26 protein-coding genes and 1 riboswitch are annotated in these 24,207 nt (G+C 71.7%); of the genes, 23 read left to right on the top strand and 3 right to left on the bottom strand.

Annotated elements, in window-relative coordinates; translation table 11 throughout:
* Positions 1 to 31 precede the first annotated feature (31 nt).
* From ACTMTF_RS01800 to ACTMTF_RS01820, 5 genes are all read left to right on the top strand, one after another.
* Positions 32 to 1,534, top strand: a complete 1,503-nt coding sequence (locus ACTMTF_RS01800; protein ID WP_441108910.1) for a hypothetical protein — start codon at positions 32 to 34, stop codon at positions 1,532 to 1,534.
* Positions 1,535 to 1,571: 37 nt separating this feature from the next.
* Positions 1,572 to 2,906, top strand: a complete 1,335-nt coding sequence (locus ACTMTF_RS01805) for a hypothetical protein (protein ID WP_441108911.1) — start codon at positions 1,572 to 1,574, stop codon at positions 2,904 to 2,906.
* A 25-nt stretch (positions 2,907 to 2,931) separates the two neighbouring features.
* Positions 2,932 to 3,480 (top strand): peptide deformylase, encoded by a 549-nt coding sequence (gene def / locus ACTMTF_RS01810; protein WP_397000957.1) that lies wholly within the window; start codon positions 2,932 to 2,934, stop codon positions 3,478 to 3,480.
* Between the two features lies 1 nt (position 3,481).
* Entirely contained in the window at positions 3,482 to 4,411 is a 930-nt protein-coding gene (gene fmt, locus ACTMTF_RS01815; protein ID WP_397000955.1) for a methionyl-tRNA formyltransferase, read from the top strand.
* A gap of 105 nt (positions 4,412 to 4,516) precedes the next feature.
* Positions 4,517 to 5,974, top strand: a complete 1,458-nt coding sequence (locus ACTMTF_RS01820; protein WP_441108912.1) for an RsmB/NOP family class I SAM-dependent RNA methyltransferase — start codon at positions 4,517 to 4,519, stop codon at positions 5,972 to 5,974.
* Positions 5,975 to 6,043: 69 nt separating this feature from the next.
* Here the strand turns inward: ACTMTF_RS01820 and ACTMTF_RS01825 are convergent, their stop codons facing one another.
* Positions 6,044 to 6,565: a hypothetical protein gene (locus ACTMTF_RS01825; RefSeq protein ID WP_441108913.1), complete on the bottom strand. Its 522-nt coding sequence runs from the start codon at positions 6,563 to 6,565 to the stop codon at positions 6,044 to 6,046.
* A gap of 124 nt (positions 6,566 to 6,689) precedes the next feature.
* On the opposite strand from ACTMTF_RS01825, the gene ACTMTF_RS01830 reads away from it, so the two are divergent.
* The 9 genes from ACTMTF_RS01830 (at position 6,690) to ACTMTF_RS01870 (ending at position 13,856) form a co-directional block, all read left to right on the top strand.
* Positions 6,690 to 7,367 carry a TetR/AcrR family transcriptional regulator gene (locus ACTMTF_RS01830; protein ID WP_397000949.1) on the top strand — a complete coding sequence of 226 codons (678 nt, stop codon included), beginning with the start codon at positions 6,690 to 6,692 and terminating at the stop codon, positions 7,365 to 7,367.
* Positions 7,368 to 7,425: 58 nt separating this feature from the next.
* Complete coding sequence (rpe, locus tag ACTMTF_RS01835) at positions 7,426 to 8,085, top strand: ribulose-phosphate 3-epimerase (protein ID WP_441108914.1); 660 nt, start codon at positions 7,426 to 7,428, stop codon at positions 8,083 to 8,085.
* Between the two features lie 137 nt (positions 8,086 to 8,222).
* The gene (locus ACTMTF_RS01840) at positions 8,223 to 9,032 is read left to right on the top strand and encodes an oxygenase MpaB family protein (protein ID WP_441108915.1); all 810 of its coding nucleotides are present in this window, start codon (positions 8,223 to 8,225) and stop codon (positions 9,030 to 9,032) included.
* A gap of 88 nt (positions 9,033 to 9,120) precedes the next feature.
* Positions 9,121 to 9,251, top strand: a riboswitch (FMN riboswitch).
* 99 nt (positions 9,252 to 9,350) lie between these two features.
* A complete protein-coding gene (gene ribD / locus ACTMTF_RS01845) occupies positions 9,351 to 10,451 on the top strand; it encodes a bifunctional diaminohydroxyphosphoribosylaminopyrimidine deaminase/5-amino-6-(5-phosphoribosylamino)uracil reductase RibD (RefSeq protein WP_441108916.1) in 1,101 nt (366 codons plus the stop codon).
* Positions 10,451 to 11,041, top strand: a complete 591-nt coding sequence (locus ACTMTF_RS01850) for a riboflavin synthase (protein ID WP_441108917.1) — start codon at positions 10,451 to 10,453, stop codon at positions 11,039 to 11,041. Before ribD ends, ACTMTF_RS01850 begins: the two co-directional genes overlap by 1 nt.
* A complete protein-coding gene (pnuC, locus tag ACTMTF_RS01855) occupies positions 11,038 to 11,703 on the top strand; it encodes a nicotinamide riboside transporter PnuC (protein WP_397000939.1) in 666 nt (221 codons plus the stop codon). Before ACTMTF_RS01850 ends, pnuC begins: the two co-directional genes overlap by 4 nt.
* Entirely contained in the window at positions 11,700 to 12,917 is a 1,218-nt protein-coding gene (locus ACTMTF_RS01860; RefSeq protein WP_397000937.1) for a bifunctional 3,4-dihydroxy-2-butanone-4-phosphate synthase/GTP cyclohydrolase II, read from the top strand. Before pnuC ends, ACTMTF_RS01860 begins: the two co-directional genes overlap by 4 nt.
* Positions 12,914 to 13,384, top strand: a complete 471-nt coding sequence (gene ribH / locus ACTMTF_RS01865; RefSeq protein ID WP_441108918.1) for a 6,7-dimethyl-8-ribityllumazine synthase — start codon at positions 12,914 to 12,916, stop codon at positions 13,382 to 13,384. Before ACTMTF_RS01860 ends, ribH begins: the two co-directional genes overlap by 4 nt.
* Before the next feature lie 19 nt (positions 13,385 to 13,403).
* On the top strand, positions 13,404 to 13,856 hold the full coding sequence (locus tag ACTMTF_RS01870) for a PH domain-containing protein (RefSeq protein ID WP_397000933.1): 453 nt from the start codon (positions 13,404 to 13,406) through the stop codon (positions 13,854 to 13,856).
* A 7-nt stretch (positions 13,857 to 13,863) separates the two neighbouring features.
* Here ACTMTF_RS01870 and ACTMTF_RS01875 read toward each other — a convergent pair whose 3' ends face one another.
* Complete coding sequence (locus tag ACTMTF_RS01875; protein WP_441108919.1) at positions 13,864 to 14,694, bottom strand: hypothetical protein; 831 nt, start codon at positions 14,692 to 14,694, stop codon at positions 13,864 to 13,866.
* A 130-nt stretch (positions 14,695 to 14,824) separates the two neighbouring features.
* Between ACTMTF_RS01875 and ACTMTF_RS01880 the strand changes: the two genes are divergently transcribed.
* The 4 genes from ACTMTF_RS01880 to ACTMTF_RS01895 are packed head-to-tail and all read left to right on the top strand — an operon-like array spanning position 14,825 to position 18,395.
* Entirely contained in the window at positions 14,825 to 15,691 is an 867-nt protein-coding gene (locus ACTMTF_RS01880; RefSeq protein WP_441108920.1) for an AAA family ATPase, read from the top strand.
* Positions 15,684 to 16,754, top strand: a complete 1,071-nt coding sequence (locus tag ACTMTF_RS01885; protein ID WP_441108921.1) for a vWA domain-containing protein — start codon at positions 15,684 to 15,686, stop codon at positions 16,752 to 16,754. Before ACTMTF_RS01880 ends, ACTMTF_RS01885 begins: the two co-directional genes overlap by 8 nt.
* Positions 16,747 to 17,838 (top strand): XdhC family protein, encoded by a 1,092-nt coding sequence (locus tag ACTMTF_RS01890; RefSeq protein ID WP_441108922.1) that lies wholly within the window; start codon positions 16,747 to 16,749, stop codon positions 17,836 to 17,838. Before ACTMTF_RS01885 ends, ACTMTF_RS01890 begins: the two co-directional genes overlap by 8 nt.
* Positions 17,835 to 18,395 carry a nucleotidyltransferase family protein gene (locus ACTMTF_RS01895; RefSeq protein ID WP_397000923.1) on the top strand — a complete coding sequence of 187 codons (561 nt, stop codon included), beginning with the start codon at positions 17,835 to 17,837 and terminating at the stop codon, positions 18,393 to 18,395. Before ACTMTF_RS01890 ends, ACTMTF_RS01895 begins: the two co-directional genes overlap by 4 nt.
* Here ACTMTF_RS01895 and ACTMTF_RS01900 read toward each other — a convergent pair.
* Entirely contained in the window at positions 18,381 to 19,268 is an 888-nt protein-coding gene (locus ACTMTF_RS01900) for an endonuclease/exonuclease/phosphatase family protein (protein WP_441108923.1), read from the bottom strand. The genes ACTMTF_RS01895 and ACTMTF_RS01900 overlap by 15 nt on opposite strands.
* Before the next feature lie 90 nt (positions 19,269 to 19,358).
* Between ACTMTF_RS01900 and ACTMTF_RS01905 the strand changes: the two genes are divergently transcribed.
* The 5 genes from ACTMTF_RS01905 to nusB all read left to right on the top strand — a co-directional run bounded on the left by ACTMTF_RS01905 (position 19,359) and on the right by nusB (position 24,190).
* On the top strand, positions 19,359 to 20,399 hold the full coding sequence (locus ACTMTF_RS01905) for an LLM class F420-dependent oxidoreductase (protein ID WP_441108924.1): 1,041 nt from the start codon (positions 19,359 to 19,361) through the stop codon (positions 20,397 to 20,399).
* 300 nt (positions 20,400 to 20,699) lie between these two features.
* Complete coding sequence (locus ACTMTF_RS01910; RefSeq protein ID WP_441108925.1) at positions 20,700 to 22,103, top strand: serine/threonine-protein kinase; 1,404 nt, start codon at positions 20,700 to 20,702, stop codon at positions 22,101 to 22,103.
* A 52-nt stretch (positions 22,104 to 22,155) separates the two neighbouring features.
* The gene (locus ACTMTF_RS01915) at positions 22,156 to 23,193 is read left to right on the top strand and encodes a M24 family metallopeptidase (RefSeq protein WP_441108926.1); all 1,038 of its coding nucleotides are present in this window, start codon (positions 22,156 to 22,158) and stop codon (positions 23,191 to 23,193) included.
* A gap of 24 nt (positions 23,194 to 23,217) precedes the next feature.
* Positions 23,218 to 23,778, top strand: coding sequence for an elongation factor P (gene efp, locus ACTMTF_RS01920; protein ID WP_397000913.1), 561 nt, complete (start codon positions 23,218 to 23,220; stop codon positions 23,776 to 23,778).
* Between the two features lies 1 nt (position 23,779).
* Positions 23,780 to 24,190 carry a transcription antitermination factor NusB gene (nusB, locus tag ACTMTF_RS01925; protein ID WP_441108927.1) on the top strand — a complete coding sequence of 137 codons (411 nt, stop codon included), beginning with the start codon at positions 23,780 to 23,782 and terminating at the stop codon, positions 24,188 to 24,190.
* Positions 24,191 to 24,207: the final 17 nt, after the last annotated feature.

Consider the following 24,207-nt stretch of genomic DNA (forward strand, 5'->3'; position numbering starts at 1 on the left):
TCATCTGGTAGGGAGCCGTTAGCGTGCCCCTGTGTCGATCGAATGGGTAAACCTGGTCATCGACGACCTGCGTGCGTGGGGGCGCGCGCGGGACGTCGAGGTGGACGCCGACGAGGTCCGCCTGCTCTGTGACTACGCCAGCGACTACCTGAACGTCAACGAACTCGGCGACTTCACCCCCGCCACCTTCGACGAGCTGCTGCTCTCGCTCTACCCGCGCAAGGTCATCGCGCCGCCGGAGAGCGCCCAGGAGACGGTGGCGGCGGCGCACACGCTGGTCGACTACCTGCAGGACTCCGGCACGGTCGCCCTGGGCATGGCCTCGCGGATGCGCGACAGGCTCGCCGACATCGCGACGCGGATGCCCGAGGCGCTCGCCGACACCGCCAACTTCGGCATGGCCAAGAGCCTGTTCAGCTCGATCGGGCCGGAGTCGCTGGAGCAGTCGATCGCGATCCCCTCGGGCGAGGTGCCCGATCTGGAGGACGCGCCCTGCGACTGCCCCGGCTGCACGCCGCGCCCCGCCGTGCGGCTGGCCCCGCCGGAGGAGCTGGTCGCGGGGCTGGCCGACGTGCCGCTGCTGGCCGAGCTCGACCGTGGCGGCCTGCCGTACCTGAGCGAGCTGCGGCTGCTCGGCGGCGGTGAGCCGCTGCGCAGGTGGGCGGCGATCGTCGCGCACCTGGTGGAGCGTGACACCGGCGGCGAGGTCACCGGCTCGGCCGAGGTGGACGAGGAGCTCTACGACCTGTTCGACATGCTCTACCGCCTCCAGGTGCCGGTGTCGATCGGCGTGATCGGCGATTACCTGGCCCAGCTCGTGGACGACGGCGACATCGACGTGGAGGCCGTGCTGGACCGGCTGGCCTGGTGCGGCCTGGTCCGGGTCACCGGCGACACGGCCGGACTGACGCCGGCGGCCGCGTGGGCGCTGCGCGAGCACTACCTCGCGCTCGGCCTCGACGCGCCGCAGGCCCCCGACCTGGCCGAGACCGACGCGCGCGGGCTCATCGAAGGGCTGCTCGACGGTGTCCCGACCGAGCTGGCCGAGGACGACATCAGCCGCTGGCTCGCCGCCAGGACCGCCGGAGAGGCCGCGGGGGAGCTGCTGGCCGCGGCCTCGGGCGCGCCCGCCGTGGCGCGCGGCATCGCCGTCACCATCGTCGACCGGCTGGGCGCCGAGGCCGAGGCCGAGGTGCGGGCCTGCCTGGACGACGAGGAGCTGCGCCCGCACGCCATCCACTGGCTCGCCGCCAGGAGCCTGCCCGCCCCGCCGCTCAGCGAGAAGGAGCTGATGTGGGTCAGCGTGGACATGCTCGCGCTGGCGATGCCGGCCGCCGAGGACGACCCCGACGTGTTCGCCGAGAACATGTCCGCCTCCGGCCCGCCCGCCCACCTGATCGAGGAGATGTGGCGGGTCGACCACCCCGACCTCGTCGAGGTCCTGGAACTGCTCGGACGCTCGCTGCCTGACGGCACGGCGGCCAAGGCGGCCCGCAAGGCGGCCTTCAAAGCACGCTCCCGAGGCATCCGATGAGTACGCCTCTGTGACTCCTGTGCAGTAAGTTTCGTGGGTGGCAAACAACGTCTTCGACCTCGCCGAGCTGCGCAAGCTGATCGATGAGCAGGCCGTCGTGCCTCCCCGGCCGCCTGAGGAGACCCCCGTCGAGCACGAGGCGCTCACCTTCCCGCCCGTCACGCTCGCCGAGGACGCGGAGCTGGCCCGGACGATCCCCATGGTGCCGCTGGTCGCCGACGCCGTCCGGCTCGCCGCCTGGACCGGCACCCGCCAGGTGACGCCCGAGGGGATGCTCCCGGAGGCCGCCGCGCGAGCCGCGGTGAGCGAGCTCGGCCTGGACGCCTCGCGGCTGCGCCTCATCTGGATCGTGGCCGTCAACACCGGCCTGCTCCAGATCCTCGCCGGCCAGGTCTCCCAGGGACCGCTGCCTCCCCAGCTCACGGTCGAGGCCACCCTGGAGTTCTGGGACGGCGTGGTGATGGACGTGCTCGACCGGGCCGACGAGGGGCTGACCGGCTCGGTCGTCGTCGACGGGCACCTGGCCGAGATGCTCGCGACGATCTATTCCGTACGGTCGGGCGTCGCGATCGCCAACCTGGCCCGGGGCATCCTGCAGTCCCACGAGGTGGCCTGCGCTCCCGGCCAGGTGGAGATGCGCAGGCTCGCCGCCGCGCTGCCCGCCGAGCTGCTGGAGGCGCTGGCGCTGCTCGCCTACTGCGGCCTGGTGGAGCAGACCGCCGCCGGGCGCACCGCGCTCACCCCGCTCGGCGTCTGGGCCATCAGGCGGGACCTGCTGCGCGAGGGCCACGACGCGCCCACCGCCGCCGAGGTCGAGGTCTTCGCCGACCTGTCCGCGATCGAGCTCGTCGATGCCCTGGTGAAGGGCTCGGCCACGCAGAGCGCGGTCGCCGGATGGCTGGAGCGTCGTCCGCCGGAGGAGGCCGCGCGCGACCTGATCGCCATCGCCGCCGACGGCACGGCGGGCCGGCGCGGCGCCGTGGGCGCCATCTTGGAGGAGCTCGGCCCCGAGGCCGAGGCGCCAGTGCGCGAGGCGCTCGACCGGCCGCTCATGCGCCGTTACGCCGCCTCCTGGCTGCACATCCGCGACCTCGACGCCCCCACGCTCAGCCCCCAGGACCACACCTGGATCGCCGTCGACTCGCTCGCGGCGCTGATGCACCTGTCGGGGCACGCAGCGGGCCGGCTCGACACCCCCGAGCCCGGCGAGGAGCTCATCAAGCTCATCGCCGAGATGCCGGCGGTCGGCCACCCCGACACGATCGCCGTGCTCGACATGATCGCCGGAGCCCACGACGACCAGGCCGTCGTGAAGGCCGCGCGCAAAGCGGCGATGAAAGTTCGCTCCCTTGCGCACACTAAACTGGATTGATCCACCTACGAACGGAGTGACCCCCTTGGCGATCCAGGCGATCCGGCTGTTCGGAGACCCGGTGTTGCGCACCCCGGCGGCTCCGGTGGTCGACTTCGACAAGGAGCTCCGCAAGCTGGTCAAAGACCTCACCGACACGATGATGGACGCCCCCGGCGCCGGCCTGGCGGCCCCGCAGATCGGGGTCGGCCTGCGCGTGTTCACCTACTACGTCGACGACCAGCTCGGCCACCTCATCAACCCCGATCTCGACCTGTCCGAGGACCTCGACGAGGAGGGTGAGGAGGGCTGCCTGTCGTTCCCCGGGCTGTCGTTCCCGACCCCGCGCGCCATCCGCGCCGTCGCCAAGGGCCTCAACATGTACGGCGAGCCCGTCACGCTGGAGGGCACCGACCTGATGGCGCGCTGCTTCCAGCACGAGACCGATCATCTCGACGGCATCCTGTTCATCGACCGGATGGACATCAAGCAGCGCAAGCTCGCGATGAAGGCCATCCGTGAGGCCGAGTGGAGCGGCATGGAGGCTCCGCAGGTCAGGTTCTCCCCGCACAGCACCGGCGGAAAGGCCCTATGAGATGCGCCTGGTCTTCGCGGGCACGCCCGAGACGGCGCTGCCGTCGCTCCGCACCCTGATCGACTCGCCGCGGCACGAGGTGGTCGCGGTCGTCACCCGGCCCGACGCCCAGTCCGGCCGGGGGCGCAAGGTGCACCCGTCGCCGGTGGCGGAGCTGGCCGAGGAGACGGGCATCGAGGTGCTCCGCCCGGCCAAGGCCGGCGATCCGGAGTTCCTGGAGCGGCTGCGCGCCCTGGAGCCCGACTGCTGTCCCGTCGTCGCCTACGGCGCGCTGCTGCCCCAGTCGGCGCTCGACGTGCCCCGCCACGGGTGGATCAACCTGCACTTCTCGATCCTGCCCGCCTGGCGCGGGGCCGCTCCCGTGCAGCACGCCGTCCTGCACGGGGACGAGATCACCGGCGCCACGACGTTCCGGATCGTCAAGGAGCTCGACGCGGGGCCCGTCTACGGTGTGGTCACCGAGGAGGTGCGCTCCGGCGACACCAGCGGCTCGCTGCTCGAACGACTGTCGATCTCCGGCGCGGGGCTGCTCGCCGCCACGCTCGACGGCGTCGAGGACGGCACGCTGGAGGCGCGGCCGCAGCCGGCCGACGGGGTGAGCGTCGCGCCCAAGATCAACGTCGCGGACGCCCGCGTCGACTGGACCGGTCCCGCCCTGCGCGTCGACCGGCTCGTCCGGGCCTGCACCCCCAACCCGGGCGCCTGGAGCGAGTTCCGGGGGCAGCGGTTGAAGCTCGGGCCGGTGCGGATCGCGGCCGGGCAGGAGCGGCTGGCGCCCGGCGAGATCGCGGCCGGCAAGCACGGCGTGCTGGTCGGCACGGCCACCGAGCCTGTGGAGCTGGGCGAGGTCCAGCCGCAGGGCAAGCGGCTGATGAGCGCCGTCGAGTGGGCCCGGGGCATCCGTGCGGGGAGCGTCGAGACGTTCGGGTGAGCCGCGCCCGAGACGGGCGTACGGGTTCTCGGAGCGGGACAGGGTCGATGCTGGGCGAGCGTGCTCGGTGGGTGTGGTCGATGAGCGTGAGGAAAGTCGGAGGCAATGAAGGCACGGGGGGATCGGGCGTCCGGAGGCGGGGGCGCGAGTCGTACGGTAAGGCCGCGCAGGCCCGCGCGTGACCAGCCGCGTAACGCGGCCTTCGACGTCATGCGCGCCGTCGACGAGCGTGACGCGTACGCCAACCTGCTCATGCCGGGCATCCTGCGCGAGCGCGGCATCAAGGGGCGGGACGCGGCGCTCGCGACCGAGCTGGCCTACGGGACATTGCGCGGGCTCGGCACCTATGACGCGATCATCGAGATGTGCAGCGACCGGGCGCCCGACCCCGCCGTCCTCGACGCGCTGCGGCTGGGCGCCCATCAGCTCCTCAAGATGCGCGTCCCGCCGCACGCGGCGGTCGGCACCACCGTGGACCTGGTACGGCTGCGCATCGGCGCGGGGGCGGCCAAGTTCGTCAACGCCGTGCTGCGCAAGATCGCTTTCAGGACGATCGACGAGTGGGTGCCGATCGTGGCGCCCGACCCCGCCCACGACCCCGCGGGTCATCTGGCCGTGGCGCACAGCCATCCCCGGTGGATCGTCAGCGCCTTCCGTGACGCGCTCGGCGGCGCCGCCGATGAGACGGCCGACCTGCTGGCGGCGGACAACGAGCGGCCGCTGGTGACGCTGGTGGCGCGGCCGGGGCGCAGTTCGGTGGAGGAGCTCGCGGAGACCGGCGCGGAGCCGGGCCGTTACTCGCCGTACGCCGCCTATCTGCAGGAGGGCGACCCTGGGCGGATCAGGGCGGTCGCCGAGACGCGCGCCGCCGTGCAGGACGAGGCCAGCCAGCTCGTCGCGCTCGCGCTGACCAGGGTGCCGCTCGACGGGCGGGACGAGCTCTGGCTGGACCTGTGCGCGGGGCCGGGCGGCAAGGCGGGGCTGCTGGACGCCATCGCCGCCTACGGCGACGTCGAAGGGCTGAAGGACTCCGAGGCGCGGGGGCGCGAGGTGGGCCCTGAGGCGTTTCCCGGTGGCGCTCGGCTGCTCGCCAGTGACGTGCAGTATCGCCGGGCGCGGCTCGTCTGGCAGACGACCAGGGAGGCCGCGGTGATCACCGCTGACGGCACGGAGCCCGCGTGGCGGCCCGGGGTGTTCGACCGGGTGATGCTCGACGCGCCCTGCACCGGGCTCGGGGCCCTGCGCCGGCGGCCCGAGGCGCGCTGGCGGCGGGATCCGTCGAGCATCGCGGAGCTGGGCAGGCTGCAGCGCCGGCTGCTCGCGGGGGCGCTCGACGCCGTGCGTCCCGGTGGGGTGGTCGCGTACGTCACCTGCTCGCCGCACCTGGCCGAGACCCGGGTCGTGGTGGGCGACGTGGCCGGGCGCAGGCAGGACGTGGAGCAGCTCGACGCGCGTCACTACCTGCCGGAGGTGGACGGGCTGGGAGAAGGGCCGCACGCGCAGTTCTGGCCGCACCGGCACGGCACCGACGCGATGTTCCTGGCGCTGCTGCGCAAGGCGTGACGTCCCGCTGAACACGTGTGGACCGGCTCGTGGGGAGCCGGTCCGAGTCGTGCCGTCCGCGCGGTCTCGTCAGGCGATGATCGCCGCGATCAGGGCGAGGGCCGAGCCGGCGAACACCACGGTGTGCCGGATGTTCTGCAGGGTCGGCAGCACCCACCGGGGGAAGCCGCTCTCGGCCGCTTTGAGCAGGGCCGTCACGTCGATGCGCCGGAGCATCGGGTCGCCCTTGCGGGCGAAGGCCGACTCCACCGACCGCACGGCGGTGAGCTGGCTGTAGAGGATCAGCGCGTTGCCGAGCAGGACGAGCGGCTGGAAGATCCAGGTCAGGGTCTGACCCCAGGGCTCGCCGAGCAGGTTGAGCGTGGCCAGGATCACCATGATCACAGCGACCGTGACGGGGGCCGCCGTCTCGTGGCCGCCGGCGTCGAAGCTCAGCTTGTTCTCCTCCAGGACGGTGACCGGCACGCCCTGGCGGGTGAGCTCCGCCTCCGCGTTCTGCTTCGCGCCGGTGCCGTAGCGGTGGCGCACCAGCGGGATGCTGACGAAGGCCAGGGCGATGAGCACTTGCATGACAGCGGCCAGGACGATCATGGGGTTCTCCTCAGGAGGGCGACTTGCACTTTGTTCAAGTGGAAACGTAGACCAGGACTTGAACATTGTGCAAGTCATCTCTTGAACTTTGTGCAAGTCGGCTCGGGTGCCCTATCGTGAGCGCATGCCGCGTGACACGCTGACCCGGGACCAGATCGTCCAGACCGCCATCGAGCTGCTCGACGCCGACGGTCTGGAAGGCCTCAACATGCGCAGCCTGGGCAAACGGCTCGACTCCGCCGCGACGGCCGTCTACTGGCACGTCAAGAGCAAGGACAACCTCGTCGTGCTCGCCGGCGACCAGGTGTGGGACGAGATCAAGCTGCCCGACCCCGCAGCGGTCGGCTGGCGGGCCGCGGCCGCGTCGATGGCCGCCGACCTGTACGCGATGCTGACCCGGCACCCCTGGCTGGTGCAGGCGCTGGCCTCCCACCTGTTCCACGGCCCTGGCAAATCCCGCCATGACGACCACAGTCTCGCCGTCTACGAAGCGGCCGGATTCGCCGGGGCGGAGGCGGACCAGGCGGCGGCGGCCGTCTTCATGTTCGTCCTCGGCAACGCCCTGGGGGAGTCGGCCACGGCCGCGCTGACCAGGCGGCTGAGCCGGGACGGCGGCGACGCGGAGGAAGCGGTCCGCGAGACCATGGCGCGGGCGACCGAGATCGCGATGGAGTTCCCCCGGCTGCGCGCCAGGCTTGAGGCCGCACCGGTCGCCGACTACGGCGCGGCGCCCGACGACAGCTTCGAGTTCGGGCTGCGGGCCATCCTCGACGGTCTCGAAGCCCGGCTCGCCGCGCGCTGACCGGCCCGCGCGGGGCCCGTGCGGAGGGGACCGAGCCGTTCAATAGACTCTCAGAATCATGGCCGTACAGATCTCGCCCAGTATCCTGTCCGCCGACTTCGCCCGGCTCGCCGACGAGGTCGCCGCGGTGCCGAACGCCGACTGGCTCCACGTGGACGTCATGGACAACCACTTCGTGCCCAACCTGACCCTGGGGCTGCCCGTGGTGGAGGCGCTGATCAAGGCGGCCACGCTGCCGATCGACTGCCACCTCATGATCACAGATCCCGACCGCTGGGCCCCCGCCTACGCCGAGGCGGGCGCGGGCAGCGTCACCATCCACGCCGAGGCGTCCTCGGCGCCGGTGCGCACGCTGCGCGAGATCCGCTCGCTCGGCTCCAGGGCCGGGCTCGCGCTCAACCCGGCGACCGCCGTGGAGCCGTACGACGATCTGATCGGTGAGATCGACATGCTGCTGCTCATGACGGTCGAGCCGGGGTTCGGCGGGCAGAAGTTCCTGGACATGGTGCTGCCCAAGATCCGGCGGGCTCGCGGGCTCATCGAACGGCACGGCGGCGAGGTGTGGCTGCAGGTGGACGGCGGCGTGTCCGCCGACACCATCGAGCGCTGCGCCGAGGCGGGGGCCGACGTGTTCGTGGCGGGCAGCGCGGTGTACGGCGCCGACGACCGGGAGGCGGCCGTCGCCTCACTGCGGTCACTGGCCGAAGGCGCGGTCTGAGCCGAGGGCGTGGCGTGAGCCGAGGGCGTGGCGTGAGCCGACGGCGCGGCCCGGACGAAGGCGCGGCCCGGGTTGACGGCGTGCGAGTCCGACAAATCCTGACATAGAGCCCCGCCTTCCTGGGTAACCAGTTACTTATGGAGGACCTTGGACTGTTCGGGCCGGACTCCGTCACGTGGCGGGTGATGGGGGAGCCGATCCTGCTGGTCGGAGGGTTCCGGGCGCTCCTCATGCAGGGCCTGCACCCGAGGACGATGCGCGGCGTCCTGCAGAACTCCGCCCTCATGGACCCCGCCGAGGCCTGGTCCCGTTTCATGCGGACCACCGAGTTCGTCCGGGTGCGCACGTACGGCACCCTGCCCGAGGTGGAGAAGGCGGGACGGCGGGTCCGCAGGATCCACGCCAAGCTGACCGGCCTCGACCCCGACACCGGCGAGCGCTACCGGCTGGACGAGCCCGACGGCCTGCGCTGGGTCCACGTGGGCGAGGTCGACTCGTACCTCACGGTGGCCCGCAGGGCGGGCGTCCGGCTCAGCGACGACGACGCCGACACCTTCGTCGGCGAGTGGCGGCGCGCCGCCGAGGTGGTGGGCCTGGACCCGGCCGACGTGCCCGGCACGGTCGCCGAGATGCGCGACTACATCGAGGCGGAGCGTCCCGGGCTCGGGTTCGTGCCGGAGGCTGCTCATCCGCTGCTGCTGTCTCTCAAGGCGCCGCTGCCGCGCCTGCTCACCCCGCTCAAGCCGGCGCTCCCCGCCGTGACCCTGCTGGCCTTCGCCACGCTGCCGCGCTGGGCGAGAAGGATGTACGGCCTGCCCGCCACCCCCGTCGGCGACCTGTGGGCGACCGCCACGCTCCGCACCCTGCACACCGGCCTGCACTTCGTCCCCGCCAACGTCCGCTACGCCCCGGACGCCCGCCGCGCCCGCCGGCTCATGGCCGCCTGAGCGACTGTCTTATCGGGCGCTTGGTTGATAAAGTGAGGGCGGTCGCATGCGCTTGCATGCGCATGGCACACTGTGAGAACGAAAGAGCTAGCGTGCTCCGGGGTCGGTGAAAGTCCGAACCGGCGGTGACAGTCCGCGACCCGGCCGATGCCATCGGCCGGTTGACTCGGTGAAATTCCGGGACCGACGGTTAAAGTCCGGATGGGAGGAAGCGCGCGGGTGTCCGGCTTCAGGCCGGGCGCCACTGTGATGCGTTCGCGCACCACATCCCCCCGGGGCCCGCCATGGCTGAAGAGCTACTGGCGTAGGAGGCCCGGGGTGCAGGACACCACGCACATGGCGCGCGCCGTCGAGCTCGCCGCGCGCGGACACGGCGGCACCAGCCCCAATCCGGTCGTCGGCTGCGTGGTGCTCGACGCCGCCGGCCAGGTCGCCGGCGAGGGCTTCCACGCTTACGCGGGCGGCCCGCACGCCGAGGTCGTCGCCCTGCGCGAAGCGGGCGAGCGCGCCCGTGGCGGGACCGCGTACGTGACCCTGGAGCCCTGCGACCACACCGGCAGGACCGGTCCCTGCAGCCGGGCGCTGCTCGACGCGGGCGTCGCGCGGGTGGTCATCGCGGTGCCGGACCCCACGCCCCAGGCCGCCGGAGGAGCCGCGCGGCTGCGGGCGGGCGGCGTCGCGGTGACGTCCGGACTGCTCGCCGAGGAGGCCGAGCGGGTCAACGCCGAATGGCTCACCTACGCCCGCCTCGGCCGGCCGCACGTCACCTGGAAGCTCGCCGCCACCATCGACGGCAGGTCCGCCGCCGCCGACGGCACCAGCCGGTGGATCACGTCCGCCGAGGCCAGGGCCGACGTTCACCGGCTGCGCGCCCGCTGCGACGCGATCGTGGCCGGGGTCGGCACCGTCCTGGCCGACGACCCCCGCCTGACCGCCCGCCCCGCCCGCACCCCCGGCCGCCCGCTCCGGGTCGTGGTCGACACCGACGCGAGGACCCCGCCGCACGCCAGGGTGCTGGACGGCGAGGCCCCCACGCTGGTCGCCATCGCCGAGGACACCGTCCTCGAAGGCACGGGCATCGAGGGCGCCGGCGCCGACCTGGTGCGGCTGCCGCGCCACGACGGCGGCCTGGACCTGCGCGCCCTGCTCAAGGAGCTGGCCGCGCGCCAGGTCGTCAGCGTGTTCCTGGAGGGAGGCCCCACGCTCGCGGGCTCCTTCGTCCGGCACGGGCTCGTCGACCGCGTCGTCGCCTACGTCGCGCCGGCCCTCCTCGGCGCCGGGCCCGCCGCGCTGGGCGAGGCCGGGGTGCGCGGCATCGGCCAGGCCCACCGACTGATCTTCGACGAGGTTTCCCTCATCGGGCCGGATGTGAGGCTCACCGCCCGGCCCGCGACCCCACCACACAGCAGGGAGAAGTGATGTTCACCGGAATCATCGAGGAGAAGGGCGAGGTCGTCGCCGTCGAGCCGGCAGGCGACTCGGCCAGGCTGTCCGTGCGCGGCCCGATCGTCACCTCCGACGCGCGGCACGGCGACTCGATCGCCGTCAACGGCGTCTGCCTCACGGTCGTGGAGGTGCGCGGCGACGTGTTCACCGTCGACGTGATCAAGGAGTCGCTGGACCGCAGCTCGCTCGGCGCCCTGGCCGAGGGCTCCGCCGTCAACCTGGAACGTGCCGTACGGGCGGACCAGCGCCTCGGCGGCCACATCGTGCAGGGCCACGTGGACGGCACCGCCGTGCTGCTGTCCAGGGAACCCGGCGACAACTGGGACAACCTGCGCTTCTCCCTGCCGGCGGAGCTGAGCCGCTACGTGGCCGAGAAGGGTTCGATCGCCATCGACGGAATCAGCCTCACCGTGACGACTGTTGACGATGGAAGCTTCGGCGTGAGCCTCATCCCCACCACGCTGAAACTGACCACCATGGGCGAGCGCCAGGTGGACGACCTGGTGAACATCGAGGTCGACGTGATCGCGAAGTATGTGGAAAGGCTGGTGGTCAGGCAGTGAACTGGGCCAACGCCGGATTCGAGGTGTTCGGCACACACGTGCTCTGGACGGACCTGATCGGCAACATCGCCGCTCTGGCCACGGTCCTGTTCGCCATGCGCAAGTCGATGTGGACCTGGCCGGTGCAGTTCCTGGCCTCGGTGCTGCTGTTCGTCGCCTCGGTCAACGCCGCCATCACCGGCAACGCGCTCAAGCAGGCGCTGTTCGCGGGCCTGGCCATCTACGGCTTCTGGGCCTGGCGCCGCGGCACCCAGGGCGGCAGGGAGCTCTCCGTCAGGCCCGCCACCGGGCGGGAGCGGCTGCTGCTCGTCTCGGTCATGCTCGTCGGAACGGTCCTGGTCGGGCTGTTCTTCTACGCCACCGGCCTGTCCTGGGGGGCGCACGAGCCGCTGCCCAAGGGCGCGTTCCTGGTGGCCGCCGACGCCTACATCTTCGTCGGCAGCGCCGTCGCCACCTGGGCGCAGGGCAGGGCGCTGGTCGACTTCTGGATCGTCTGGGTGGCCGTCGACCTCGTCGGGGTGCCGCTCGCGTTCAGCTCCGGGCTGGTCGTCTCCGGCGCCGTCTACGGGTTGTTCTTCGTGCTCGTCCTGGTCGGGTTCGTCAAATGGCTGCGCGAGTACCAGGGTGCCGCCGGTCACGGACAAGTGGCGGTGGCTTCATGAACGACATCATCTTCGACCCGGTCGAGCGGGCCATCGACGACATCCGCGCGGGCAAGGCGGTCGTGGTCGTCGACGACGAGAACCGGGAGAACGAGGGCGACATCATCTTCGCCGCCTCCAAGGCCACCCCCGAGCTGCTGGCGTTCACGATCAGGCACACCAGCGGCGTGATCTGCGTGCCCATGGAGGGTCCGGAGCTGGACCGGCTCGGCCTGCCCCTGATGGTCTTCCACAACAGGGAGCGGCTGCGGACCGCGTACACGATCAGTGTGGACGCCCGCGACGGCGTCACCACCGGCATCTCCGCCGCGGACCGCGCGCGGACCATCCGCGCCCTCACAGACTCCGCCACCGAGCCGAACGAGCTCGTCCGCCCCGGCCACATCTTCCCGCTGCGCTACCACGACGGCGGCGTCCTGGCCCGGCGCGGCCACACCGAGGCGGCGGTGGACCTGGCCAGGCTCGCCGGCCTGACCCCCGCGGGCGTGCTCGCCGAGGTCGTCAACGACGACGGCACCATGGCCAGGCTCCCGCGGTTGCGCGCCTTCGCCGACGAGCACGATCTGGCGCTCGTCTCCATCGAGCAGCTCGTCGACCACCGGCGCCGGACCGAGAGCATGGTCACCAGGGTCGCCGAGACGATGGTGCCCAACGCCTACGGCGTGTGGCGGGCGTACGGCTACGCCAGCGCGCTCGACGGCGGCGAGCACCTCGCGCTCGTCTACGGCGACCTCGACGACGGCGAGAACGTGCTGGTCCGCGCCCACTCCGAGTGCCTGACCGGCGACGTGTTCGGCTCGCTGCGCTGTGACTGCGGCGTGCAGCTCGACCACGCCATGTCCGTCATCGCCGAGGAGGGCCGCGGCGTGATCGTCTACCTGCGCGGGCACGAGGGCCGTGGCATCGGCCTGCTCGCCAAGCTCCGGGCCTACGGCCTGCAGGACGGCGGCATCGACACCGTCGACGCCAACGTCGAGCTGGGGCTGCCGATCGACGCCCGGGAGTTCTCCAACGCCGGGCAGATCCTCGCCGATCTCGGCGTCAAGTCGGTGCGGCTGCTCACCAACAACCCGGCCAAGCTCAAGGGCATGGACGGCTACGGCATCAAGGTCCTCGGCCGCGAGCCCATGCCGGTCGCCATGAACCCCTACAACGAGCGCTATCTCAAGGCCAAGCGCGACCGTCTCGGCCACGACATCTCGGAGGCATCATGAGCGGGGACGGACGACCGGACGTGACGGCCGTGCCGGACGCGAAAGGGCTGACGGTCGGGGTGGTGGCGGCCAGCTGGCACGCCGACATCACCGACCGGCTGGTGGAACGGGCCGTCCAGGCGTGCGACGACGCGGGCGCCACCGCCACCGTCGTCCGGGTGCCCGGCTCACTGGAGATCCCCGTGGTCGCACAGGCGCTGGCCCGCCGCTGCGACGCGGTGGTGGCGCTCGGCGCGGTCATCCGCGGCGACACGGCCCACTTCGACTACGTCTGCGACTCGGTCACGGCCGGGCTGACCCGGATCTCCCTCGACGAGCGGACCCCCGTCGGCAACGGCGTGCTCACCTGCGAGACGCTCGACCAGGCGATCGAGCGCTCGGGGGCGCCGGGAAGCAAGGAGGACAAGGGGTACGAATCGGCGATCGCCGCGCTGGAGACCGCCATCCTCCTGCGGACCCTCCACTGACCTGCGGTAAATTTCGTCCGTGCCTGAGCCCGTCCAGCCTCCGCCCCTGCCCGTCGTCTGGCGCCCCCGCCGGGGGCGGATCGTCGCCTACGGATTCGCCGTGCTGATCGTGCTCGGGGCGGTGGTGATGGCCGTCCTCATCGCCTCCACCTTCCAGCTCCCCGACCGGCTGGCGATCGTGGCCTTCGGCTGCGCGGTGGCGTACGTGCTCCATCTGCTCGGCCGGGTCCGGGTGGAGGCCGACGAGGAGGGCATCACGCTCGTCAACGCCGTGCGCACCTACCGCTACACCTGGCCCGAGGTGCTCGACGTGACCCTCCTCGTCGGAGACCCGTGGCCCAAGATCGACTTCTCCGACGGGCGTACGATCGGCGCCATGGGCATCCAGGGATCGGAGAAGGCCCTGGCCGGCCGCGCGACGGCCGAGCTGTCGGCACTGATCCGCGAGCGCGGCGAGGCCCGCGAGCAGTGACCGCCGGCTAGTCGGCGAAGATCTCGTCGACGCTGGAGGCGGTGACGGCCTTTCTCGTCCAGCTCAGCAGCTTGTCGGTGTCGACGCAGGACTCGATGATCTCGCGCTGGTCCGCGGGCAGGGGCAGCCGGCGCGCTTCAAGTACCGTGAGAAGACCTTTGACCTCTCCACGGGCCTCGGCCGCGCGCTCGATGGGCTCGGTGAAGCGGTCGGGGAGGCGTGGGGCAGTGTCGATCATGAATTCCTCCAGTCGTGTCCGGACCGCCTCAGGAAGCTGTCCTCGCAGGTAATCGTAGTAAATGAGGCCCCGCTCGTCCTCGAAAGTGGCCAGCGTCGTGGCCACCGCGACGACCGTTTCGACGTCGTCGGGACGGGTGATCGCGCTGAGGGTGGCGATCTCCGGAGAGGCCAGGACATCCGCCGCTTTCCTCAGGACGGGAAGCTCGTCAGGGCCGACGACCACGGGGCAGATGATCAGCGAGCTTTCCTCTGGCGTGATCGGCTTGCGGTATCTGGCGGCGGTCTTCCGGTCGAGGCAGACCACGACCAGCATGACGCCGCACTTGTGCCGGCCCATCAGGGCACCGACGTACGCCGCCCAGGCCCAGACCTTCTCCTCCTTGTAGGTGCGCTGCACCTCGACGATCACGAAGCGCTTGCGGCCGTCGGGGCCCTTCACCGAGATGACCGAGTCGGCCCGGTATTCGGTGGGGATGCGTTCGTTCAGGTCGACCGATTCCAGACAGGCGTCGTGGTAATCGTCGGCGTGCCCGCGCAAACCCCAGGCGAGCAACTCCAGCGCGAAGCCGGGGCGGCGGGAGATCATCTCGAGGGGCATCTCGTGTAGCAGGCTAGGGGCCATGACCCCTCCCTTCCTATTCTGTGACTGAGACATTACTATGGGTGACGGACTCGTCGAGCCTGGTGTTGCGTTGCCTGAAAGCGTGCGGCGGCGGACAATCAGGGCAATGGACATTGAGTCGCCGGCCAAGCTCATCGAGTTGCTCGACCGGCATGCCTATCTGGCCGACGAAGGGCTCGCCACCGCCGCGTTCCTGGCGCTGCGGATGCGGCGGCCGTTGTTCCTCGAAGGGGAGGCGGGGGTCGGCAAGACCGAGCTGGCCAAGACGCTGGCCGCGCTGCTCGGGGCGCCGCTGATCCGGTTGCAGTGCTATGAGGGGCTCGACGCCGCCCAGGCGCTCTACGACTGGGACTTCGCCCGGCAGTTGCTGCATCTGAAGGCGGCCGAGGCGGCGGGGGTCGCCGACCTGGGCCGGCTCGAAGGGGAGATCTACGGGCGCAGGTTCCTGATCGCGCGGCCGCTGCTGAAAGCCCTGGAGACGCAGCCGAGCGTGCTGCTGGTGGACGAGATCGACCGGGCCGACGACGAGTTCGAGGCGTTCCTGCTGGAGGTGCTGTCCGACTTCAGCATCTCCATCCCCGAGCTGGGGACGATCAGGGCCGTCACGCCGCCGGTGGTCGTGGTGACGTCCAACCGGACGCGGGAGGTGCACGACGCGCTCAAGCGGCGCTGCCTCTACCACTGGCTGGAGCATCCGGGCTTCGACCGCGAGGTGGCGATCCTGCTGCGCCGCCTGCCCGAGTGCACCGAGACGCTGGCGGCGCAGGTGGCCAGGGCGGCCGAGCGGCTGCGCCGGGCCGAGCTGGTGAAGCCGCCCGGCGTGGCCGAGACGCTCGACTGGACCGAGGCGCTGCTCACGCTCGGCGCGAAGGAGCTGGACCCGGACCTGGCGGCAGCCTCACTGGGCGCCGCGCTGAAGTACCGCGAGGACGTCGAGCGCGTCCTGGCGGGTGGGCTGCTGCACCATGCGTGAGCTGGCCGCGACCGTCACCGGGTTCGTCAGGACGCTGCGGGCCGCCGGGGTGGCGGCCGACCACGCCAGGGCCCGGAACCTGCTGCTGGCGCTCGACCATCTCGACGTGACCGTGCCGGACGAGGTGTACTGGGCCGGCAGGCTGACCCTCTGCTCGGGCCCCGATGACCTACCCCGCTACGACCGGTGCTTCGCCGCGTACTTCGGCGGCGCCAAGGCGGCCCTGAGCCGTACCGCGACGACGACCGTGACCCGGCACACCGCCGCGGCGGCGGACGGCGAGCGGCGCGAGGAGGGCGAGGCGGTGCCCGCGACCGCCAGCCGGGCCGAGGTCCTGCGGCACCGGGACGTGGCCAGGCTGACCGAGGCCGAGCGGGCCGAGGTGCACCGGATGCTGTCGATGCTCAGCGGCGGACGCGCCACCAGGCGGTCGCGACGCCACCGGAGCGCGCACCGGGGGGCGCTGGACCCGCGGCGCACCATCCGCGAGGCGCTCAGGAAGGGCGAGGTGGCCAGGCTGCTGCACCGGCGGCACACCACCAGGCCGCGCCGGGTGGTGCTGTTCGTGGACGTCAGCGGCTCGATGTCGGCGTACGCGGAGACGCTGCTGCGCTTCGCGCACGCCCTGGTCAGGAGCGAGCCGCAGGCCACCGAGGTATTCTCGGTCGGCACCCGGCTCACCTCGATCACCGGCGAGCTGCGCCACCGCGACCCCGGCACCGCGCTCGACGAGGCGTCGCGGGCGATCCCGGACTGGAGCGGCGGCACCAGACTGGGGGAGGAGCTCAGGGAGTTCCTCGTCCGGCACAGCGCGCGAGGCGCGATCGTGGTGATCGCCTCCGACGGCTGGGAGCGAGGGGATCCGGCGCTGCTCGGCGCGCAGCTGGCCAGGCTGGCCAGGCAGGCGCACCGGATGATCTGGGCCAACCCGCACAAGGGGTACGAGGACTACCAGCCGCTCACGGGGGGCATGCGCGCCGCCCTGCCATATCTTGACGATCTGGTGGCCGGGCACAGCCTGGCCGCCTACGAGGAACTCAGCGAAAGGCTCGCCCATGCGTGACGTACTGCCAGAGATCATGCGCTGGTGGAGGTCGGGGGTCCCGTTCGGGCTCGCCACGGTGGTGAGCACGTTCAGCAGCGCGCCCCGGCAGCCGGGTGCGGCCATGGCGGTGCACGGCGACGAGGTCGTCGGCAGCGTGTCCGGCGGGTGCGTGGAGGGCGCGGTGTTCGAGCTCGCCACCGGCATCGACACGCCCGTCCTGCAGAGGTACGGCGTCAGCGACGACGACGCCTTCGCCGTCGGGCTCACCTGCGGCGGCATCATCGACATCTTCGTGGAGCGGATCTCCCAGGAGACCTTCCCGGAGATGGAGGAGATCGCGGCCTCGATCGACGCGCGCGAGCCGGTCGCCGTCGCCACCGTGCTGTCCGGGCCCGGTCGGGTGGGCGCCCGCCGTGTCATCTGGCCCGGCCGCGCCTCCGGCACGCTCGGCCCGCGGCGGCTGGACGACGCCGTCGACGATGATGTGCGCGGCATGCTGGCCCAGGGCTTGACCGGCATCCGGCGTTACGGCGCGGAGGGCGAGCGGCGGCTGGACGACCTGGCGGTGTTCGTGCAGTCGTTCGCGCCGACGCCCCGGATGCTGGTGTTCGGCGCGATCGACTTCGCGGCGGCGGTGGCGAGGGTGGGCAAGTTCCTCGGCTACCACGTCACCGTCTGTGACGCCCGGCCCGTCTTCGCCACCCCCAAGCGCTTCCCCGAGGCCGACGAGGTGGTGGTGAAGTGGCCGCACGACTATCTGGCCACGGTGCCGGTGGACGAGCGTACGGTGATCTGCGTGCTGACCCATGATCCGAAGTTCGATGTGCCGCTGCTGGAGGTGGCGCTGCGCACCGACGCGGGCTATGTGGGCGCGATGGGCTCGCGCCGCACCCACGACGACCGGCTGGCCCGGCTGCGTGAGGCGGGGCTGACGGAGGAGGAGCTGGCGCGGCTGCGCTCGCCCATCGGCCTCGACCTCGGGGCCCGCACCCCGGAGGAGACCGCCGTGGCGATCGCAGCCGAGCTCATCCAGCTCCGCTGGGGCGGCTCGGGGCGGCCGCTGACCGACACCGAGGGCCGCATCCACCACGAGGGGCCATGAGACGGTCACGGGTCGCCGGGTTGCTGCTCGCGGCCGGGCAGGGCGCCCGGCTGGGCAGGCCCAAGGCGCTGCTGGAGCATCAGGGTGAGCGGCTGGTCGATCGTGGCGTGCGGCTGTTGGAGGAGGGCGGCTGCCATCCCGTGGTGGTCGTGCTGGGGGCCGCCACGCCGCAGGTGCGCCGCGCGGTGACCGTACAGAATCCTGACTGGGCGTCCGGTATGGGCTCGTCCCTGCGGGTCGGGCTGGCCGCGGTGCCCGCCGAGGCGGAGGCGGTGGTGATCGCGCTGGTGGACCAGCCGTTCGTGCGGCCGGAGGCGGTGCGCGCGCTGATCGACTCCGGCGCCGGGGTGGCGGTGGCGACCTACGGCGGCCGGCGCAGGAACCCGGTGCTGATCGAGCGCGGGCACTTCGCCGAGGTGACGGCGCTGGCGCGCGGCGACGTGGGGGCGCGGCCGTTCCTCGCCGCCCATCCCGAGCTGGTCACCGAGGTGGCGTGCCCCGGCGACCCGGCCGACATCGACACGCCGGAGGACCTGCGCCTGCTACAGGCGGAGTGAGGCGATGGCGGCCCGGTGGTCGCTGCCCGTGGCCGGGGCCACCCCCGCCTCGGTCGCCGTCATCCCGCGGAACAGGATGTGGTCGGGCCTGGTGATGGGGAACTCCGCCGGCCAGGTGAAGCCGAACCCGTCGCCGGCCGCCTCCTGCGCGTCGGTCAGCGGCGGCGTCAGCCCGCGCATCCCGCGGTCGGTGGTGGCGGTGTTGAGGTCGCCGAGCAGCAGGACGCGCTCGCTGGTGTCGGCGTCGATGAGCTTGCGCGCCTGGGCCAGCGAGGTGTCACGGGAGGCGGTGTGCCCGGGGCGCGCCGAGGCCAGGTGCATCACGTAGACGGTCACCTTGCCCTTCGGCGTGGAGACCACCGCGCGCAGCGCCCGCACCCAGCCCATGCCGACGTCCAGCGGCTTGCGCGCGGAGATGGGGTAGCGGCTCCACAGCCCGACCGTGCTGACGGCGTAGCGGTGCTTGAAGGTCCGGTTCAGCTGCTTGGCCGCCGGGCCGCCGGGGGTGAGCTCCTGGGCGGCCAGCAGGTCCAGGTCGTCGGCGATGGCCCGCACCGCCTCGCCGGAGGCGTTGTTGCGCACGCCCACGTTCACGGTGCCGACCGCCAGGTCGCTGGGTCCCCCGGGCGGCGAGCGCAGCAGCGTGGAGCCGAACATCGCCGCCCACACCACCCCGGGCACCAGCGCGGCGGCGGTGGCCGCCGCGGAGCGGGCCAGGACGGCGGCGACCAGCAGGGGCGGAACGATCCAACCGAGCCACGGCAGCACGCTCTCCATGATCGTCGTGAAGCCGCCCAGGACGGGAATGAGCCGGTGCCCGGCCAGCGCCACGGCCACCACGGCGGACACCACGACGACGATCCCTCTCAGCACCTGACCAAGCTAGTGGCTCGCTGGCCGACTTGCGGACACGCTAACCTCTCTGCATTGCAACGGAACAACATTCGGTCAGGGGAGTCCGGTATGCGCATCGGGATGGCACTCAACTACGCGGGCGGCTTCAAGGAGACGGTCGCCGAACTGGCCGACTACGAGAAGGCCGGGCTCGACATCGTCTTCGTGGCCGAGGCGTACAGCTTCGACGCCGTCAGCCAGATGGGCTACATCGCGGCCAGGACCGAGCGGCTGCAGATCGCCTCCGGCATCCTGCCGATCTACTCGCGCACGCCGACCTTGCTCGCGATGACCGCCGCCGGCCTGGACTACGTCTCCGACGGCCGCTTCACGCTGGGACTCGGCGCATCGGGCCCGCAGGTGATCGAGGGCTTCCACGGCGTCCCCTACAACGCGCCGCTGGGCCGTACCAGAGAGGTCATCGAGATCTGCCGCCAGGTGTGGCGGCGCGAGCGCCTGCGCTACGACGGCAAGCACTACACCCTGCCGCTGCCCGAGGGGCAGGGCACCGGCCTCGGCAAGCCGCTCAAGCTCATCAACCACCCGGTACGGTCCCGCATCCCGATCGTGGTCGCGGCCATCGGCCCGAAGAACGTCGAGCTGACCGCGGAGCTGGCCGAAGGCTGGGAGCCGATCTTCTACATGCCGGAGAAGGCCGTCGACGTGTGGGGGGCGTCGCTGGCCGCGGGCAAGGCCAAGCGGGACCCGGAGCTGGGCGAGCTCGACGTGATCGCGCAGGCCGCCCTGGCGATCGGCGACGACGTGAGCGAGCTGCTGGAGTTCGGCCGGCCGATGGCGGCGCTCTACATCGGCGGCATGGGCGCCAAGGGCAAGAACTTCTACAACGATCTGGCCAGGCGCTACGGCTACGAGAAGGAGGCCGAGCGGATCCAGGAGCTCTACCTCGACGGCAAGAAGGACGAGGCGGCGGCGCTGGTGCCGGCCGAGCTGCTGGAGAGGATGTCGCTGATCGGCAGCGAGGGGTTCGTCCGCGACCGCGTCGCGGCGATGAAGGAGTCGGGCGTCACCACGCTCAACGTCAGCCCGTTCGGCAAGACGCACGAGGAGCGGGTCCGGCTGATCGAGACCATCAAGGAGATCGCGGCCTGAAAGCCGGGCCCGGCTCGCGGGAATGTTCGGCGGCGTGCCTTGGTTACATCTCCCGTGACCGGTGTGACCAGTGTCCCAGGGCCTCACCTATCGCCTTCGCGGAATACCGTTCGGCTGGAGCCGCGTTGTGCCTTTCGCCGTTAGGCGACCTGCACACCGGTACGCACACGTCTGAGCGCCCGTTCTCCTCAGGGAGGGCGGGCGTTCGGCGTGTCCGGTGTCCCCGTCCCGGGGCGGTGGGAGGGCTGGTGCCTCTATGGTGGGTCGAAAACTGATGATTGTTTGAGTATTGGCGGAGATATGTCCGACGAGACCCCGTCACTGGTGGCCGGCCGGTATCGGCTCGATGAGCTCATCGGCAGCTCGCCGATGGGAGAGGTGTGGCGGGGTTACGACACCCGCGCCGACTGGACCGTGGCCGTGAGAATGCTGGGCGCCAAGGCGGTGGGCGCGGGCACCCGGCAGGTCCTGCGCCAGCACGCCCAGGCCGTCGCCCGGGTGATCCATCCGAACGTGGCCATGGTGCTCGACGTCGGTGACAACGACGGCGCGCCGTTCCTGGTGATGGAGTTCCTCACCGGGCCCAGCCTGGCCGAGGAGCTGGCCGGGCGCGGGCCGATGAAGATCGTCGAGGTGTGCGACCTGGTCGGGCAGGCCGCGGCGGGACTGGACGCGGCCCACCGGGCGGGAGTGGTGCACGGGCAGCTGAAGCCCGGCAGCCTCCGGCTGGCCGGCAGCGGCGTGCTGAAGGTCGTCGGATTCGGGCTGGCCGAGCAGGAGGCCGCGCCGGAGGACCGCCGCTACCGGGCCCCCGAGCAGCTCGACGGGCGTGGCGGTGAGGCGCAGGCCGATCTCTACGCGCTCGGCGTGATCATGTACGAGTTGCTCACCGGGCAGCCGCCCGCCGGGCAGGGGCCGCGCTCGCTGCGCCCCGATGTGCCGGAGGAGCTGGACCGCCTGGTCGTCGCCCTGCTGGCCGAGGATCCCGCCCAGCGGCCCGGCAGCGGGGAGTCGCTGCGGCGGACGCTGGCCGGCATCGCCAGGCCGCGGGCCAAGGTGGTGGCGAGCCCCGCCCCCGAGTTCCAGGCGCCCGCGCCGCGCGCCGGGGACACCGCGATCTTCGACGCGGCCGAGCTCGCGCCGCCGCCCGCACCGGACGCCGCCAACAGACGGCTGTTCATCCAGTTCGGGGCGGCGCTGGCGGCGATCGTGGCCGTCACCGTCGCGATGGTGGTGTGGGGCGGAATGGGGCAGGAGACGCCCGTCGCCGACACCACCCCGAGCGCGACGCCCTCGACCAGCGCCCCGGCCCCCACGCCGACGCCGACCCCCACCCCGACCCAGGAGCCGTCCTTCTCGCCCCTGCCGACCAGCGAGCCCACCAGCCTCCAGGAGACGGGCGCGGCGGATCCCAAGGGCATCGTCGGCGTCGGCCAGCCGCCCGGCGGGTGGAACGGTTACATGCGGAACCTCAGCGAGACCATCAGGCACCAGGTGACCCTGAACGGCATCGATCCCCGCGTGGCGGGCAAGGCCCAGGAGAAGATCAGGAAGGCCGGGGAGAAGTTCGCCGAGGGCAAGGAGGAGGCGGGACGCGACCAGCTCAGGGGCATCACGCGTGACCTCGTCAGAGCGCAGGACAGGGGACAGGTGGCCCAGGAAGGCCCGCTGGCCGAGTGGCTGCGCGAGTGGCCGCTGGATTAGTGGCGTCAGTCGCCCATAGTGGCAGGCTGGGCGATACACGTACATTGGCGAAATGACGGTCAATTACCAGGAACGGCGGGCGCGCCTCGCGGCCATGCTGCCCGCGTACGAGGTCGACGCGATGCTGGTCACCTCGGGCGTCAACGTGCGCTATCTCACCGGGCTGGCCAGCTCCAACGCCGCCGTCCTGGTCGGTGCCGACGGGTCGGCACTGCTGGTGACCGACAACCGTTACATCGACAAGACGCGCGGCCTGGACGTCGAGGCGGTGGAGGCGTCCGACGTGGCGCGCAAACTGGCCGTGCCCGGCGTCGGCATCGAGGCGGCGAGCATGAGCGTGGCCACCTTCAACCGGCTGGGCGGCGGACTGGTGCCGCTGGAGCCCCTGGTCGAGCGGCTCAGGATGGTCAAGGACGACGACGAGCTGGAGCTGGTCCGCACCGCCTGCGCGATCACCGACCAGGCGTTCGCCGACATCTCGCGGAACATCCGGCCGGGCGTCACGGAACGGGACCTCGCCCGCCTGCTCGACGCCCGCATGATCGAGCTCGGCGCCGACAAGCCCGGCTTCGAGACGATCGTCGCCGCCGGGGAGAACGGCGCCATCCCGCACCACGCCCCCACCGACAGGGAACTGCGCTCCGGCGACCTGGTCACCATGGACTTCGGCGCCCTCTACCAGGGCTATCACGCCGACATGACGCGCACCGTCTGCCTGGGCCGGCCCGCGGACTGGCAGCGGGAGATCTACGATCTGGTCGCCGAGGCCCAGCGGGCGGGCTCCCAGGCCGTCCTGCCCGGCGCGCAGGCCCAGCAGGTGGATCTCGCCTCCCGCTCCATCATCACGGCCGCCGGCCACGGCGACCGTTTCCGGCACGGCCTCGGCCACGGAGTGGGGCTGGAGATCCACGAGGACCCGTTCCTGGGCCCGTCACGTACCGGTAGACTTGAGGATCGAGTTCCGATCACCGTCGAGCCGGGGGTCTATCTTCCGGGCCGGGGCGGCGTTCGCATCGAGGACACTCTCGTGACACGTGGGAGCGGGGCGGAACTTTTCACCAAGACGACCAAGGAGCTGCTCGTCCTTTGAGCGGCCACACGCGGGAGAGAACGAGTGGCGACGACCAACGACCTCAAGAACGGCATGGTGCTGAAGCTCGACGGTGGTGAGCTCTGGGCCGTTGTGGAGTTCCAGCACGTCAAGCCGGGCAAGGGTGGCGCGTTCGTGCGCACCAAGCTCAAGAACGTGCTCTCCGGCAAGGTCGTCGACAAGACCTTCAACGCCGGAGTGAAAGTCGACGTGGCCAACGTCGACAAGCGCGAGATGCAGTACTCCTACAAGGACGGCGACGACTTCGTGTTCATGGACACCGAGACCTACGACATGGTCAACGTGCCCGCCCTCACGGTCGGCGACGCCGCCAACTACATGCTCGAGAACACCCTCGCCACCGTGGCGTTCAACGAGGGCTCCGCGCTGTACGTGGACCTGCCCGCCGCGGTCGAGCTGACCATCGAGAACACCGAGCCGGGCCTGCAGGGCGACCGGTCCACCGGCGGCACCAAGCCCGCCACCCTGGAGACCGGCGCCGAGATCAAGGTGCCGCTCTTCATCACCCCGGGCGAGCGGGTCAAGGTCGACACCCGCAGCGGCGAATACCTCGGCCGGGCCTGAGGTGTCCGCACGCGGCAAAGCACGCAGGCGAGCACTTGACATCCTCTTCGAGGCCGAGGCGCGCACCGAGGACCCGCTCAAGATCCTCGGTGAGCGGGTGGAGCGCAAGGATCCCCCGGTGAACGAGTACACCTCGGCCATCGTCGAGGGCGTCGCCAGGCACCACGCCCGCATCGACGAGCTGATCACCACCTACTCCGAGGGGTGGACTCTCGACCGTATGCCCGCCGTCGACCGCAACCTGCTGCGTGGCGGCACGTACGAGCTGCTGTGGATGCCCGACGTGCCCGAGGGCGTCGTCATCAGCGAGTGGGTGCACCTGGCGGCGGAGCTGTCGACGGACGAGTCGCCGCAGTTCGTCAACGGACTGCTGGCCCGTTTCAAACAGCTCAAGCCCAGTCTGACCCTCTGACGGCGGCGGGCGCGCGG

This window comes from Nonomuraea sp. ZG12 (genome assembly GCF_052068115.1).
Lineage (GTDB): Bacteria > Actinomycetota > Actinomycetes > Streptosporangiales > Streptosporangiaceae > Nonomuraea.

Excerpts from the sequence above, each read along its gene's own strand:
- ribH (WP_441108918.1), top strand. The coding sequence starts at position 12,914 with ATGAGCGGGGACGGACGACCGGACGTGACGGCCGTGCCGGACGCGAAA.
- ACTMTF_RS01910 (WP_441108925.1), top strand. The coding sequence starts at position 20,700 with ATGTCCGACGAGACCCCGTCACTGGTGGCCGGCCGGTATCGGCTCGAT.
- rpe (WP_441108914.1), top strand. The coding sequence starts at position 7,426 with ATGGCCGTACAGATCTCGCCCAGTATCCTGTCCGCCGACTTCGCCCGG.
- ACTMTF_RS01885 (WP_441108921.1), top strand. The coding sequence starts at position 15,684 with ATGCGTGAGCTGGCCGCGACCGTCACCGGGTTCGTCAGGACGCTGCGG.
- ACTMTF_RS01820 (WP_441108912.1), top strand. The coding sequence starts at position 4,517 with ATGAAGGCACGGGGGGATCGGGCGTCCGGAGGCGGGGGCGCGAGTCGT.
- ACTMTF_RS01880 (WP_441108920.1), top strand. The coding sequence starts at position 14,825 with ATGGACATTGAGTCGCCGGCCAAGCTCATCGAGTTGCTCGACCGGCAT.
- ACTMTF_RS01890 (WP_441108922.1), top strand. The coding sequence starts at position 16,747 with ATGCGTGACGTACTGCCAGAGATCATGCGCTGGTGGAGGTCGGGGGTC.
- ACTMTF_RS01905 (WP_441108924.1), top strand. The coding sequence starts at position 19,359 with ATGCGCATCGGGATGGCACTCAACTACGCGGGCGGCTTCAAGGAGACG.
- ACTMTF_RS01840 (WP_441108915.1), top strand. The coding sequence starts at position 8,223 with ATGGAGGACCTTGGACTGTTCGGGCCGGACTCCGTCACGTGGCGGGTG.
- ACTMTF_RS01895 (WP_397000923.1), top strand. The coding sequence starts at position 17,835 with ATGAGACGGTCACGGGTCGCCGGGTTGCTGCTCGCGGCCGGGCAGGGC.
- ACTMTF_RS01825 (WP_441108913.1), bottom strand. The coding sequence starts at position 6,565 with ATGATCGTCCTGGCCGCTGTCATGCAAGTGCTCATCGCCCTGGCCTTC.
- ACTMTF_RS01915 (WP_441108926.1), top strand. The coding sequence starts at position 22,156 with ATGACGGTCAATTACCAGGAACGGCGGGCGCGCCTCGCGGCCATGCTG.
- ACTMTF_RS01860 (WP_397000937.1), top strand. The coding sequence starts at position 11,700 with ATGAACGACATCATCTTCGACCCGGTCGAGCGGGCCATCGACGACATC.
- ACTMTF_RS01850 (WP_441108917.1), top strand. The coding sequence starts at position 10,451 with ATGTTCACCGGAATCATCGAGGAGAAGGGCGAGGTCGTCGCCGTCGAG.
- fmt (WP_397000955.1), top strand. The coding sequence starts at position 3,482 with ATGCGCCTGGTCTTCGCGGGCACGCCCGAGACGGCGCTGCCGTCGCTC.
- ACTMTF_RS01830 (WP_397000949.1), top strand. The coding sequence starts at position 6,690 with ATGCCGCGTGACACGCTGACCCGGGACCAGATCGTCCAGACCGCCATC.
- ACTMTF_RS01875 (WP_441108919.1), bottom strand. The coding sequence starts at position 14,694 with ATGCCCCTCGAGATGATCTCCCGCCGCCCCGGCTTCGCGCTGGAGTTG.